Here is a 14,128-nt window from a genome sequence, read left to right on the forward strand (position 1 = left end):
AATTAAACTAATTTTAAATATTTTTCGTGATGCTCTACTTCGGCAACAGCTTCTTCCCATGTATAAAATTTAATTGCTGCTGTTGGGCAAACTTGGGCGCAATTAGGGTTACCTTCACATAGGTCACATTTGAGAGATTTTCGAGTGGATTTATCTATGGTAATCACTTGCTGAGGACATTTATCTGCGCAATAACCACAACCAACACAGAGTTCGTCGTTAACGATTCTTGCTCCGGTTTTTTCATGAACAAAGATTGCATTTTGAGGGCAAACTGTCATGCAAACATCACATTGACGACAAGTTGAGGGGACAATAGTGCTGTCACCTTCTTCGCCACGTTGTTCTTGGTAATTTGCTTGAACGCCATGGGGGCCAAAGTTAAGATTTTTAGCGACTTTAATTCTTGAAGTACTTGGACTAACTGCTGATTTGCCATGGCTCCAACTGCAGGCTATTTCGCATCGTCTACATCCGACACAAAGTACAGGGTCGACGACCATCAGTCCGCCAGGAAGAACCTCGACGATAGGGCCATCTTTGTCATCACTACTACAGCCAGTCAGAAAACCGACTAATGTTCCACCGTATATAGTACCGACAGCAACTTTAGCGCCATTAGCAAGAAGTGCTCTCCTTGTAATCATATTTGTTTTCCTCTTAATTAATAAATATTACTTTGTTTATTTATATTTATTGTTTGAGTATTGTGGAGGGGGAATTAAAATAAATTGATTCCGATCACGTTTATTAATTCATTTTGTTTTTCATTGTTATTATTCTTCCTTTGTCACAGTTTATAATTTCATTAATGGTTGTTTATAGGTAAATGCTATTTATTTCTTTGGGTTTCTTATTGTTGAAATTTCATTTTTTGAAACATACAAAAATAAATAATGATTGAGGTTGGTTTTAATTTATTTTTAGGGTGCTTTTATCGATATTTGTAATTTTATAAATTGATATCAACTAGCCATTTAAAGGAGGGAGTCGCATGTTACCACTGGAGAGTTTACTGAAAACTAGTATCGTGGATTAGGTGTGAAAAATGCCAATCAATGACTGGCATTCGAGCACTAGGTTGAAGTGTTTTACAGTTTACAAGTATCTGTTGCAATATTATTAAGCAGACCACTCAAATGGATCATGCTCAGCTAATACTTTTGCGTATGTATTGGTCATCGTTTTGATAGAGAAATAGTACCCTTCACTGTCAGTTTCATTCGTATTAGCATCGAGTTGGAAATGAATATCTTCGCACCCATCCGTACTATTAAATCTTTTCATCAATTCAGCTAATTCAGACCGTTCAAGTTTATAAGGCGGATGGGTAAAGTTTGTTGCTGCCACGAGCTCACCCATTGCAGAATAACGGCGTATATAATCAGCCATAGTCTCAATGAGCTTTCCATTCTTAACACCAATCCACTGCGCGGCAAAACTGCTGACTATGTACCTTTTAGAATAAAAGTAATGTTCAGTTTCTGCAGCAATGATGGCGATATCTTGATATTGACTATCTTCAATCAGGGCTTGATGTGCGACTTTTACATCTTCAATTTCAAGATCAAGCCCTGCAACTGCAATGACCTGCTCGGCCGTCACGAGACGGCCGTCCTTACTGAGTAAACGAATATAATCGACTAGTTCAATCATGAAATAATCACCTTTCTTTATTACGAACTAATCAATGCTTAAGCTGGTAGCAAGGCTAAACTTTCTAGTTTATCTGCGACATAGCCCAGTTTGAACTTCTCTAAGGTGGCACGTGTAGGCACGCCTGTGTCTTTATCCCAACCCATTTCGGCATAGAACATGTCTAAACCTATTTGGATATCGTCGCGATCCATTTTAATCGTGCCTTCATCGCCGAAGTTCATGTCATGATCTAAATCGTAAACCCATTCAGATAACACATCATGTTTTTCGCGTTGATTTGGCTCATTCATTTGCAGCACTGTTAATGCTCGGTGCAGTTGCAGTACCGTTTCAGCTTTTGCATCAAGCTCTGCTTCAGAGGTCTCAATCCCTGTGACGAGACTGAACATTTGCGATTCAATTGAGCTATCACCAATGTAATCACGATTTACGTCAGGTGAAACCAATAACGGGAACATCCAGTTACATAAAGTCAGTGAATCATGCAGTACGTTTTTCACTAAACACCATTTAGCAAACTTAGCTTTAGACGTGTTCATTTCAGTGTAATGTTTGACTGGGTCAAATGCACCGGGGCCCCACATTGATTCTGCGACTTCTGCAATTTTCGCCCAAGGAAGGCCACAATTGATTAAATTAATGTGTGAATGACATTGTGGATCGCGGTTAAATACCGTATTTAACAGTGCGCCAACTTGACCTGCAGACTCACTGGCATGATGTACACCACCAACCATTGAGCGATTGAATACTTTTACATGGGAATCTAAGAATACGCTATAGGTCTCACCGTAGAATTCATAACCTTCATCACTTTCAAGTGCAAATGTCAGTCCTGCCATTCTTGGTGATTCGACTTCGTTTAGAATATCTTCAATGTTATAAAGTTCACCATCATCGTTGATAAAATTATGTAAACCTTGACCAAGCATACGGCCAAAAATGTTTGAGCCATTATAAGATGCACCATGAGCAATTCGAGTATAGTAATCTTGCATGAAGTGAGCATCTTGGTCAGCGTACTGGGTCCAATTAATCGCTGCATATTCTTCTGCAGGTAGAATGATTTTCCAAAAGTCGCGTGCGGTAAATTCACGCATGACATGAGAAAGCTGGCCATAGGCGCTCCAAATGCCATTATAATCCATATAATAAGCACCAACGGTTTGAATATCGGTGCGTTTTTCACCACTGCTTGGTTTACCCATTGAATACCATGGATCAAGGAATCCTAAACATACATTAGTGATGTTTTCAGTTGGTAGTTTGTATTCGGTTTTCATTTTTGGGTTCTTGATTTCGCAGAAACAGCGAATAGGACAAGAATGACAACCACCAGGACGCTTGAAGATTTTATTGGCTTCGTCGCGGCCAAAATACATTTCCGCCATTGAGCTGCGCATGCCCACTTTTTGGCGATCGTCCCATGGGGTTTCTTCTAAATCAACAGGGGTGTCAGCTGCGCCCCATTTTACGCCTGGCCCACCGCGCCAGCGGCTGCCAGAAGAGCTATATTCTGCCCAAGATTGCGGTTGGTTAGGCACAACGCCGTTATTATTCGCGCCAATGATACCAAGAATATGATCATCTAATGCTCGCAGTTGCTCATTGGTTGTGGATTCAGCGATATCAACTGTGCCGGTACCAATAATACCAATTGCTTTTAATCTCTTAGAACCTAGAACTGAACCATGTCCACCAGCAGAGTGACCACCTTGGGTTTGGATTGTTGATTGGGCAACGAGGTTTTCACCGGCTGGACCAATTGCAGCCACTTGGGCTTGTTGTCCCATCATTTTGCTAACAGCAGCAAAAGTATCGAAAATTCCCACTCCCCATAAAGATTCTGCGGGTTCTAATGTTACCGTGTCATCGACAATCTTTAACCAAACAGGCGTGTCTGATTTGCCTTCAACGATAATTGCATCGTAGCCTGCAAATTTAAGTTCGGGTGAGAAGTGCCCGCCAAAATGGCCGTCAGTAATTAAGTGGTTACGAATAACAGGGTTGCGTGAAGTAATAGTTGTTCTTGCTGAACAAATAGCACCAGAGCTACTTAATGGTCCTGCTGAAATAACTAGTCTATTTTCTTCATCTGTTGCTTTAATACCATCAACATGATTATCCCATAATACTTTATAACCAATCCCCATGCCGCCAATATAATCGTGGTAAGTTTCGGTGGTTTCTTTAGTTATTATTTTTGTTGTTAAATTAACTCTTAAAATATAACCGGCCCAGCCGCCATATGTAGTAGTCATAATTATTCCTTTTAGTTTTTATTTAAACTAATTCTAAATATTTTTCATGAAGCTCAACTTCAGCAACTGCTTCTTCCCAGGTGTAAAACTTAATGGCACCTGTAGGACAAACTTGAGCGCAATTAGGATTACCTTCGCAAAGATCGCATTTAAGAGATTTTCTGGTTGTTTTATCAATGGTAATGACTTGTTGGGGACACTTGTCGGCGCAATAACCACAGCCAACACAAAGTGAATCATTGACCACTCTTGCGCCTGTGGTTTCGTTTATCGAAATGGCTTCTTGTGGGCAGACTGTCATGCAGACATCACACTGACGACAGGTAGATGGAACAATGGTGCTATCACCTTGTTCGCCACGCTGGTCTTCATAATTGGCTTGTACGCCATGAGGGCCAAAGTTTAAGTTTTTAGCGACTTTAATTCTTGAGGTGCTTGGGCTGACAGCTGATTTCCCGTGGCTCCAACTGCAAGCAATTTCGCAGCGACGACAACCGACACATAGCATTGGATTAACCACCATAAGGCCGCCGGGAAGAACTTCTACAATAGGGGTGTCAGCGTCATCACTGCTACCACACCCTGTTAGAAAACCAACTAATGTACCGCCGTATACTGTACCAACAGCAACTTTAGCGCCATTAGCAAGTAGTGCTCTCCTTGTGATCATATTTGTTTCCTCTTAATTATAAATATTGCTTTTATGTTTATATTTATAATTTGAGTATTGTTTAATTAATGTGGAAAGATTTTGATAATGATCACATTTGTTTTTCTGATGTTTTTTAAATCATTAATATTAACTTGTGTCACACTTTTTGGGGCTGTATTTCATTGTTTGAAAATAACTATTTCATTTGCTGGTTTATATTGGTTGTTAATATCATTGGTTGGAATTTTGATTTTTAAAATATGTATTCTATTAATTGAAACTTGAAGTATTTTAATTAATATTTTTATGTTTTAAATGGTTTTATGATTTTTATCACAATAAGATTTTTATAAATAAATAATGATTAATAAAAATAAAATCCCATGGATTAATAAAAGGAATAACAATGATGAGCAAATTGTTAACTAGGAAATATAAGAAGTGGATAACCCCGCTTGTTTTAGTTCCATTGGTAGCACTTACAGCATGTTCCGGTGATGACGGACATGATGGCGAAGATGGTGAGCCGGGTGACATCAATATTTCAATATCTTCAGCTCAGTCTTTAAAAGCTGAAATCGAAAAAGTGACTATTGATGATGCATTACAAGTTTCTTTTGAGTTTTACTTAAGTAATGTCAATGGCGTTGCTGTAAGTGGTCTAGCTGACTTAGATTCGATTCAAACATTAGGTGCGGGTATTGCCAAACTTGGCGATCAACAAAGACGTATTAGACCGTTAAATGAAGCTGACAGTGCCAGCGTGCAAAGTACGGCTGAAACGGATTTATCTCCACAATGGACCAGTTATATTAATAACGTGGTTGAGCCTGGAGAGGTTGCTGATAATGATTTAGAACCGGGCTGGGATAAAAATAAAGGCACGCAGTGGCAAGCAAGCATAGAGTCTACTTGTAAAGAAGCCTGTATTGAAGTCATAGGTAATGGTTTATATCGTTACACATTCTCGCAATCTTTAGACAGCTATTCGAATATTGATGGCATCAATACTGAGTACGTTGCTGAAAACATTCACCGTGTTTATTTAGAGTTGTTGCCTTATTCTGGGGCTACAATTGATACGATGTTGGTTAATACGACATTTGATTTTGATCCACAAACGGGCACAGCCGCTGCAGAAGCAGATAGCCGAGTGTTATTGGCTTCTGAGCAAAGCTGTTATCGCTGTCACACAGCCGATTTGTCTGCAGAGAATAGCTTACTTATGCATGGTAGCAAGCGCTTCGATTATGAAGGCTGTGTAATGTGTCATACCAGTTATTCAGGTGACCCTGAAACAGGTGTAAGCATTGGTATGGCGAGCGTAGTGCATAAAATCCATAAGAGTGATTACTTAGTGATTGGCTATAAGGGCTCAGTTCATGACTACAGTGATTTATCTTACCCAGGTGATATGCATCAGTGTCAGCAATGTCATATTGAAGATGCTGCGCCTCAAGCGGATTTTTATCAATACCCAGGTCAAGAAACCTGTTTAAGTTGTCATGAGAAATATGCGCCAGAAGGCTGGAATGGCACCGCTGTTGGTTTATTCCATGATCGTGATGCATTTCCTGATGCGTGGGCAATGAGTTGTAGTGGTTGTCATCCTGATAGCAATAACCCATTAGGTTCAGCAATATTTCATAATGCCGCGGTCAGTGTGACGGATGCGTTAGCTGAGCAATATCAATTTGCTATTACTGATAGTGTGATTGATGAATTGCAAGATACCTTAACGGCGACCTTAACCTTTAATCAATTAAGTGCTAATCCAGATGTCGATCCTGCAATTGATAACTTATGGATTGTGGCTTCAGGTAATGCGCAGCAAACAGTGATGCCTGAGAATAACGGCCAGCGAAAAGTGTGGGATATTGTATCTGGCGCTGATGATATTACGATGACTAGAGATGGCTCAGTGGTCACTATTATTGTTAAAAATGCTGGTGTTGCTGACTTTGATTTAGATTCAGTAGGCACTCTGTACGCTAAAGTGATGGCGTGTGGCGATAAGTCTACTGGCCTTGTGGCTTCTTGTGACGCGCAAGGTACTGATTCAAATATTGTGGTTGCAGAAGTTCCAGCTGATAGTGCTGTTGCATTAACGGCGAATGTGTCGGCTTATGCAGAGTTGGTGAACAACCAAAAATGTGCCGCTTGTCATGATGACCAGTTCCAGCAACGTGTGAACGATGCCCACAGTAAAATTTCGACTCCTGGTAATGGTGCTACCTGCGGCGCATGTCACTCACCACAAGTGGCAACCACACTTGCTGATGGTAGTTGTCAAAGCTGTCACACCAATGACATGGTCAAGTATATGAATGCAACGCGCAAGCATACACCGGGTGATGCCAGTGTGAAGGCGTTCAGAACCATCAGTAACAGCTTAGGTTATCGTGAATTAGTGCATTCTTTACATGCTAATACTCGTACAACCGTAGGTTACAGTGGTAGCGAGCGAGAGGATATGACTTATCCTGCTGCAGCGAATGACTGTCAGGCTTGTCATGATGAAGGCCAGCTGACTATGGATACTCTGTCTGCGCAAAGTTCAGTTATTGTCGCGACACCGAATGCGACAATGACGGGTGAAGTGGCTGAGTATTCTCCAACTGTCGCAGTTTGTGCTGCATGTCATAACAATGAAGCTAGTTGGGCTGCCCATGCTCAAAGTTATGGTGGGGTGTTCCAACAAGATGCGAGTTCAGGTGCGATATATCAACCTGGAGATGAATCTTGTCATACTTGTCATGGCGAAGGTAAAGGCTTTGGCATTGATGTGATGCACGGCTTTAATTAACCTAAAGCCCTAGCGTTATATTGATAGAAGGTTGTTTGAGTAAAGTCAGTCTGATTTACTTGAACAACCTTTTTTATTAAGACATTTTATCAGTGCCCTTATTGAGCATTGTTAATGCTCGTCTGATTTATCCGCACTTCTGTTTGTATCTAACATCTATTTGTATTCAATATCTGTTTGTATTCAAAATCTGTTTGTATTCAAAATCTATTTTTATCTAACATCAATTTGTATTCAACACATATGAATATCCAAAATCTTGTATTTAAACGGCTTAGTCATAATTTACATTAAGAAGGGTATGTCATAACTGATTGTGTTTATTAGTTAAAACTTGTTTATTTCTCTGCCTTCCAATTTATGCAATAGAGTGTGCACATTTTGCGACTGTAATTTTGTTACATAAATCCGTATAATCCCCCTTCAAATGGATTCGCTACGCGCGATTAATCTCTGTGACCTTTGGAAAATAATAATGAATACCCAACCATTCCGTTCAGACATCGGCGTTATCGGCCTCGGTGTGATGGGCAAGAATCTCGCGTTAAACATAGCTGATAATGGCTACCAGGTAGCCGCTTTCGATCTTGACAGTGAAAAAGTTAATGCTGCTATTAATCAAGAAACAGCAGAAAGAAAAGCCAATTCAGCCCCCCGAATGCTGGCTTGTAATAATCTTACTGAAATGCTCGCATCATTAGTAAAACCTCGTGTCATCGTGTTATCTGTTCCTGCTGGTGGCCCAGTTGATGGTGTGTGTAATGCACTGATTGATGCTGGTATTGAAACTGACGACATCATTGTCGATACAGGTAACAGTTTATGGACTGATACTGTAGAACGTGAAGCACGTTTTAAAGGCAAATTTGTGTTCTTTAGTTCAGCGGTTTCAGGTGGTGAAGTTGGGGCGCGCTTTGGCCCGTCATTGATGCCAAGTGGTAATAAAGATGCATGGCAATACGTTGCACCTGTCTGGAAAGCGATGGCAGCGAAAGTCGATCCAGAAACAGGGTTACCAATAGAGCGCTTTGAGCCAGGAAACCCAGTTATTGAAGGCGAGCCATGTACCACTTACATTGGCCCTGCGGGTTCTGGTCATTATGTGAAAATGGTACATAACGGTATTGAATACGCCGATATGCAATTAATCTGCGAAGCTTACCAATTACTTCATGATGGCTTAGGGTTATCGGCTCATGAAATTGGTGATATTTTCAATGGCTGGAATAATGGCAGTTTGAATAGCTATCTGATGGGGATAAGTGCAGAAGTATTGCAGCAAGACGATCCACTAACAGGCAAGCCATTAGTTGAGATGATCCTTGATAAAGCGGGTCAAAAAGGCACAGGCCTTTGGACTGCGGTAAGCAGTTTACAAATTGGTTGCCCTGCGCCTACGATTGCTGAAGCCGTGTATGCGCGAGCTGTCAGTACTCAAAAAGTCTTGCGAGTTGACTTAAGCACTAAGCTTGCAGGCCCAGCTAAGGTTACGTTAACTGATGCAGAGAAAGCCGAGTTTATTGCTAACCTTGAGGATGCATTATATTGCGCCAAAGTGTGCTGCTATGCACAAGGGTTCCAGCTAATGGCAATGGCCGCGAAAGAGCAAAACTGGACTTTAGATTTTGCTGAAATAGCCAAAATTTGGCGTGCAGGCTGTATTATTCGTGCCACTTTCTTGCAAGAAATTACCAAGGCTTACCAAGATAATGCTGAGCTGCCGAACTTATTAATGGCTGATACCTTCAGTGCTAGCTTATCGGCTAAACATATGAATTGGCGTAAAACGGTTGCCGCATCAGTGATGCAAGGCACGCCAGCGCCATGTATTAGCTCGGCAATTGCTTATTATGATAGTTACCGATGTGAAACTTTGCCTGCTAACTTACTTCAAGGTCAGCGCGATTTCTTTGGTGCTCATACGTTTGAACGCACTGACAAGCCAGCGGGTGAAAAGTATCATTTAGATTGGAGTGCTAAAGCGCGCACCTTATCTAAAGTTTAAATTGCAAAAGCAGTTTAAGACTTATTGTAAATCAATAGATTAAAAAAGGGCTTCTACTAAATAGTAGAAGCCCTTTTTATTGGTGATATTTTATTATTGCGGCAAACTAAACACTAAACCTATGCTAAATAACAAGCTAAAAATCATTGTGAGTTTTGCGGTTCTGCCTAGAATTGGATTGAGTGCTTCACCACTGGTGTTACTGAACTCGCCACTTAACTGACGGGCATAAACGATGGAAAGCCCGGCGAGTAAAACCGGTAAACCAGCAAGGTAGCCCATCAGAAAACCGCCAATGATGAGCCCAAAGGGTAAATACACTAAGGCTTGATAAAGCACTCTTGCCTGAGCTTGGCCGATACGAACCGCTAAGGTGTTTTTGCCAGCTTTGGTATCAGTTTGGATATCACGGGTATTATTGACGAGCATAATCGCGGCATTGAACATACCAATGGCGCTGCCAAGTAACCAAGCGCTGATACTGGTTTCCCCAGCCTGTAAGTAATAACTACCTACTACGGCCACTAGTCCAAAAAAAACAAATGCGGCGATTTCACCTAAACCGTGAGAAGCTAATGGATACGGGCCGCCACTGTAACAGACGGCACCTAATAATGAGGCTACAGCTAAAATAGCGATAGGCCAACCACCGTGTAAAATCAGTGCTGAGCCGACGATAAGTGCGAGAATAAGACACAAAATCATCGCATTTCGAACACTGTTGGGAGATATCATGCCACTTTGGGTAACTCGAACTGGACCAACACGCTCATCGGTATCAATACCGTTTTTGTAGTCAAAATAATCGTTGGCTAGGTTTACGGCTATTTGCAATAAAATAGCACACAGCATCGAGATACAAGCAATTGTAAAACTAAAAAGTTCTAAATGTAGTGCTAAAATATTACCAATTAATAATGGACCAATCGCAGCCGGTAAAGTACGTGGTCTAATAGCTAAAATCCAAGATTGCATATAATTAAGGCTTCAGGGTGTTGATTTAAATTAGAATGGACTAATAGCATAGCAATTTTTTGAGATTTTGTACGGGGTTATGATCTCGCAAATGATGAAAAAGTTATGCTATTTTTTCTTCTAGGTAGATTTAATTTTATATGCGACTCAATTTACGATTAAATTTTCCAGTAACCAAGGTTATTAAGTTAACCTATGATATTAGTGATAAGTAAATAAACTGCTAGGAATATTATGAGCCAAGTATTAAATGACCTTTTGTCTTTGTTGTCTCTAGAGCGAATTGAATTAGGGCTGTTTCGCGGTCAAAGCCAAGACTTGGGTTTTGGTCATGTTTTTGGTGGCCAGGTGATGGGGCAAGCGCTGAGCGCTGCTAAGCAAACCGTCAGTGAAGATCGCCATGTGCACTCTTTACATTCTTACTTTTTACGAGCCGGTGATGAAAAGTTACCGATTGTCTATGATGTTGAAAATATGCGTGATGGCGGCAGCTTCAGTGCAAGACGCGTAAAAGCGATTCAGAAGGGTAGGCCAATTTTTTATATGACCTGTTCTTTTCAAGCTCCAGAGGAAGGCTTTGAACATCAAGCTGAAATGCCTAATGTCCCCGGGCCTGAAGGCATACTTAATCAGCAAGAACTTGCTGTGAGTATGCGAGATAAGATCCCAGCAAGAATACTTGAAAAGTTTATGACTGACTCACCGATTGAGATGCGTTTAGTTAACCCTTCGCACCCCATCGCGCCTGATTCCACTGAGCCCAAACGATATATCTGGATGCGTGCCAATGGTAAAATCCCAACGGATCATAATGTACAAGAATATTTATTGGCTTATGCCTCTGATTTTAATTTTTTAGTCACCGCAGCTCAGCCTCATGGGGTTTCATTTTTAACGCCTGGCGTTAGGATGGCGACTATTGATCATGCGATGTGGTTCCATAGACCGTTTAACTTTTCTGATTGGTTGCTTTACAGTGTTGAAAGCAGCAATGCTAGCGGTGGTCGCGGTTTTGTAAAGGGGCAGTTTTTTGATCAACAAGGCCGTTTAGTTGCATCAGCAACCCAAGAAGGCCTACTTAGAATGACAAAAGGATAATTTATGAAATTTTCATTTAAAATGGCGATATTTTCGTTATTAACATTAATGCTAAGTGCTTGTGTCACCGTTCAACCTGAGCCGCCAGTGGTTATTAATGGCTATGCGGGCTACTTAGAAAAAATAGCCTTGCCTCAAGGCTGTAAAATCAATATTGCCATTATTGACTTTAATACCCCAGGTTCAATCATTTCACAAAAGACCTTCGATATTGCCAGAGCTCCAGTGCCGTTTAAGTTTACTTTACCTGCTGAAGGTATTGATGATGCGGTGGATTATGGGGTGGTGGCAATGATTACCTACAATGAGCAGGTAATTTTTCAAACCTATGAAAAGTTTCAAGTCATCCACAACGACAAGTTCACCACTGAAGTTGTGATGAAAAAAGTCCCTCATTAGTTTTCGTTAGGTTTAACTCACTCAACCTATAAATATAATGCCCTAAGAATCATTTTAGGGCATAAGTCACATCTTAATATTTCCGCCATTGCTTATGTTGGTTTTCGGGTAATAATCAAATTCTTCATCAATTTTTATTTAAGGCTTAAGTTGTGCCTGAATTGTCTGCATCTACAAGGACTAAAACCTGTCGGCCAAAATCTGAAATACGCTTAATTTGGGCTTTGTGCTTAGCATCTGTCGTGGTTTATATAAACCTATATGCCATGCAGGGGATGTTGCCATCCATTGCTGAACACTTTGAGGTTTCAGGTGCTAGAGCTACATTGATTCTATCTTTTACCAGTTTTTCACTGGCATTTTCATTACTGTTGTATGCGGTTATTTCCGATAGGGTCGGGCGGTTAATGCCGATCATGGTGAGTATGTGGTTACTCGCAGCCTCTAATATCTTACTGATTTTTGTACAAGACTTTGACTCTTTGTTGATGGTGAGGTTACTGCAAGGGGTTTTGTTAGCTGCCGTACCAGCCATTGCGATGGCTTATTTTAAAGAGCAACTGCCAGCGAGCTTTATGCTAAAAGCTGCAGGTATTTACATTATGTCCAATAGTCTTGGTGGTATTGGCGGACGCCTGATGGGTGGGTTATTGTCACAATACTTTGATTGGCAGTCAGCAATGATGGTGAATTTTTTGGTGACCTTAACGGGTATCGCCTTGGTGACTTATCTATTACCTCGATGTGAGCAAAAAAATGCCCCACAATTAGATAAGCAAAGTACCTTTTTGAAGATAAAACAAGATATTGGCGGCTTTGTTTATCACTTAACGGATCATCAAATGCGCTTAGTGTATGTCATTGGTGGCATAGCGTTTATGATGATGGTAAACCAGTTTAGTTTTATTCAATTACACCTCATGGCTGAGCCGTATGGGTTTAGTCGTTTCGGTGCGACATTAATTTTCTTATGCTATCTCAGTGGCACTTTTACTTCGTACTTATCTGCAAAGTGGGTGGTTAAATTTGGGGTGGAATTTTTATATCGCGGCGCATTAGTTGTGATGTTCTTGGGTACTTTACTGACCTTAGTTGATAATTTATTTGCTATCGTTATAGGCTTTTTATTAACAGCAAGTGGATTCTTTTTAACCCATAGCTGTTGTAACTCATTTGTGGCCATCAGGGCGTCCTCTCACAGGGCTAAAGCAACATCACTATACCTTTGTAGTTATTATCTCGGCGCAGCTCTTGGAGGGCCTTACTTGATGATGTTTTGGGTTCAAGCTGAATGGCAAGGTGTTGTTGTGGGTTCAGTTGGCTTATTGGTATTACTGTCGCTGGCTATATTCAGGTTGTCGCATTATCAAAGCCTAAGTAAAGCTGCTGTATAATGTCAGTCCTCTTGGGAAAATAATTTCGTCATTGTTTATAGAAGAAGCCTTAATGGCTTCTTTTTTTGTCTCAAATTTACAGTTAAATAAGACTTTATAAGCACAGAGTTGAATAGCGATTTAGTTAATGAATTTAATAAAGTCACTAATTGATGAATTGAATAGCAGGTTGTGAGTAGGCAGTGCTTAGTATTGGTTTGAATCGTTCTAGTTAGAAAGCTCTCTAAGGCGGATTTGAAGTTATCAATTGGAGGATTTTATAGTGTTTTCGCTTGGTTGCTGTAATTGGTGTGATCGAGTATATCCGTAATAGGATCTATGATGGATAAGAGCTGTTTGAATTAGGTTACAGATATCGATGAGATATTAGCGATGAGTTCTTTTGGGAAATTTACTCATATTCGTCATTGGAGCTTTTTTAACACGCTACCAACTCGCCTAATTTTAGGCACAAAAAAACCACATTTAAGTGGTTTATGTTCTTTTAGAAAAAAGAAGGTGGTATCCCCTAGGGGATTCGAACCCCTGTTACCGCCGTGAAAGGGCGGTGTCCTAGGCCTCTAGACGAAGGGGACCCGGACTGGCGTTATACTCTACCAAAGAGTGAATAACTCATTAAGTTCTGTAGGCTAAAACTTAACGCTTGTTTTAAACTATCGAAATAAACCAATAATTTTAAAATTGTGGTATCCCCTAGGGGATTCGAACCCCTGTTACCGCCGTGAAAGGGCGGTGTCCTAGGCCTCTAGACGAAGGGGACCCGGACTGGCGTTATACTCTACCAAAGAGTGAATACTCATTAAATCCTGTAGGCTAAGATTTAACGCTAAAATTCAAACTACCAATTACTCAGTAATTTTTCTTCTTTTCGAAAAAAGA

10 protein-coding genes and 2 tRNA genes are annotated in these 14,128 nt (G+C 40.6%); 5 read left to right on the forward strand and 7 right to left on the reverse strand.

The window, feature by feature from the left end; all coding sequences use genetic code 11:
• Positions 1-2: 2 nt before the first annotated feature.
• The 4 genes from BCU57_RS02550 to BCU57_RS02565 form a co-directional block, all read right to left on the reverse strand.
• Positions 3-647 carry a 4Fe-4S dicluster domain-containing protein gene (locus tag BCU57_RS02550; RefSeq protein WP_102435851.1) on the reverse strand — a complete coding sequence of 215 codons (645 nt, stop codon included), beginning with the start codon at positions 645-647 and terminating at the stop codon, positions 3-5.
• 475 nt (positions 648-1,122) lie between these two features.
• Positions 1,123-1,656: a hypothetical protein gene (locus BCU57_RS02555; protein ID WP_102435853.1), complete on the reverse strand. Its 534-nt coding sequence runs from the start codon at positions 1,654-1,656 to the stop codon at positions 1,123-1,125.
• Positions 1,657-1,694: 38 nt separating this feature from the next.
• Positions 1,695-3,920, reverse strand: a complete 2,226-nt coding sequence (locus BCU57_RS02560; RefSeq protein ID WP_413211391.1) for an aldehyde ferredoxin oxidoreductase — start codon at positions 3,918-3,920, stop codon at positions 1,695-1,697.
• A 22-nt stretch (positions 3,921-3,942) separates the two neighbouring features.
• Positions 3,943-4,590, reverse strand: coding sequence for a 4Fe-4S dicluster domain-containing protein (locus BCU57_RS02565; protein ID WP_413211392.1), 648 nt, complete (start codon positions 4,588-4,590; stop codon positions 3,943-3,945).
• 388 nt (positions 4,591-4,978) lie between these two features.
• Here BCU57_RS02565 and BCU57_RS02570 point away from each other — a divergent pair, with 388 nt between their 5' ends.
• Positions 4,979-7,378 carry an OmcA/MtrC family decaheme c-type cytochrome gene (locus tag BCU57_RS02570; RefSeq protein ID WP_102439474.1) on the forward strand — a complete coding sequence of 800 codons (2,400 nt, stop codon included), beginning with the start codon at positions 4,979-4,981 and terminating at the stop codon, positions 7,376-7,378.
• Positions 7,379-7,853: 475 nt separating this feature from the next.
• Positions 7,854-9,383: an NADP-dependent phosphogluconate dehydrogenase gene (gene gndA / locus BCU57_RS02575; protein ID WP_102439475.1), complete on the forward strand. Its 1,530-nt coding sequence runs from the start codon at positions 7,854-7,856 to the stop codon at positions 9,381-9,383.
• Between the two features lie 93 nt (positions 9,384-9,476).
• Here the strand turns inward: gndA and BCU57_RS02580 are convergent, their stop codons facing one another.
• The gene (locus BCU57_RS02580; RefSeq protein WP_102439476.1) at positions 9,477-10,358 is read right to left on the reverse strand and encodes a 1,4-dihydroxy-2-naphthoate polyprenyltransferase; all 882 of its coding nucleotides are present in this window, start codon (positions 10,356-10,358) and stop codon (positions 9,477-9,479) included.
• Positions 10,359-10,592: 234 nt separating this feature from the next.
• Here BCU57_RS02580 and tesB point away from each other — a divergent pair, with 234 nt between their 5' ends.
• The 3 genes from tesB to BCU57_RS02595 all read left to right on the forward strand — a co-directional run bounded on the left by tesB (position 10,593) and on the right by BCU57_RS02595 (position 13,249).
• Entirely contained in the window at positions 10,593-11,456 is an 864-nt protein-coding gene (tesB, locus tag BCU57_RS02585; protein ID WP_102439477.1) for an acyl-CoA thioesterase II, read from the forward strand.
• 3 nt (positions 11,457-11,459) lie between these two features.
• Complete coding sequence (locus BCU57_RS02590; RefSeq protein ID WP_076540422.1) at positions 11,460-11,855, forward strand: YbaY family lipoprotein; 396 nt, start codon at positions 11,460-11,462, stop codon at positions 11,853-11,855.
• Between the two features lie 161 nt (positions 11,856-12,016).
• Complete coding sequence (locus tag BCU57_RS02595) at positions 12,017-13,249, forward strand: MFS transporter (protein ID WP_241901100.1); 1,233 nt, start codon at positions 12,017-12,019, stop codon at positions 13,247-13,249.
• Positions 13,250-13,748: 499 nt separating this feature from the next.
• On the opposite strand, the gene BCU57_RS02600 is transcribed toward BCU57_RS02595, so the two are convergent.
• Positions 13,749-13,824, reverse strand: a tRNA-Glu gene (locus tag BCU57_RS02600).
• Between the two features lie 109 nt (positions 13,825-13,933).
• Positions 13,934-14,009: transfer RNA gene (locus BCU57_RS02605), tRNA-Glu, on the reverse strand.
• Positions 14,010-14,128 lie beyond the last annotated feature (119 nt).

This window comes from Shewanella sp. 10N.286.48.B5 (genome assembly GCF_002874355.2).
Classification (GTDB): domain Bacteria; phylum Pseudomonadota; class Gammaproteobacteria; order Enterobacterales; family Shewanellaceae; genus Shewanella.

Coding starts and splice junctions, on each gene's coding strand:
- BCU57_RS02550 (WP_102435851.1), bottom strand. CDS start 647: ATGATTACAAGGAGAGCACTTCTTGCTAATGGCGCTAAAGTTGCTGTC.
- BCU57_RS02555 (WP_102435853.1), bottom strand. CDS start 1,656: ATGATTGAACTAGTCGATTATATTCGTTTACTCAGTAAGGACGGCCGT.
- BCU57_RS02560 (WP_413211391.1), bottom strand. CDS start 3,920: ATGACTACTACATATGGCGGCTGGGCCGGTTATATTTTAAGAGTTAAT.
- BCU57_RS02565 (WP_413211392.1), bottom strand. CDS start 4,590: ATGATCACAAGGAGAGCACTACTTGCTAATGGCGCTAAAGTTGCTGTT.
- BCU57_RS02570 (WP_102439474.1), top strand. CDS start 4,979: ATGATGAGCAAATTGTTAACTAGGAAATATAAGAAGTGGATAACCCCG.
- gndA (WP_102439475.1), top strand. CDS start 7,854: ATGAATACCCAACCATTCCGTTCAGACATCGGCGTTATCGGCCTCGGT.
- BCU57_RS02580 (WP_102439476.1), bottom strand. CDS start 10,358: ATGCAATCTTGGATTTTAGCTATTAGACCACGTACTTTACCGGCTGCG.
- tesB (WP_102439477.1), top strand. CDS start 10,593: ATGAGCCAAGTATTAAATGACCTTTTGTCTTTGTTGTCTCTAGAGCGA.
- BCU57_RS02590 (WP_076540422.1), top strand. CDS start 11,460: ATGAAATTTTCATTTAAAATGGCGATATTTTCGTTATTAACATTAATG.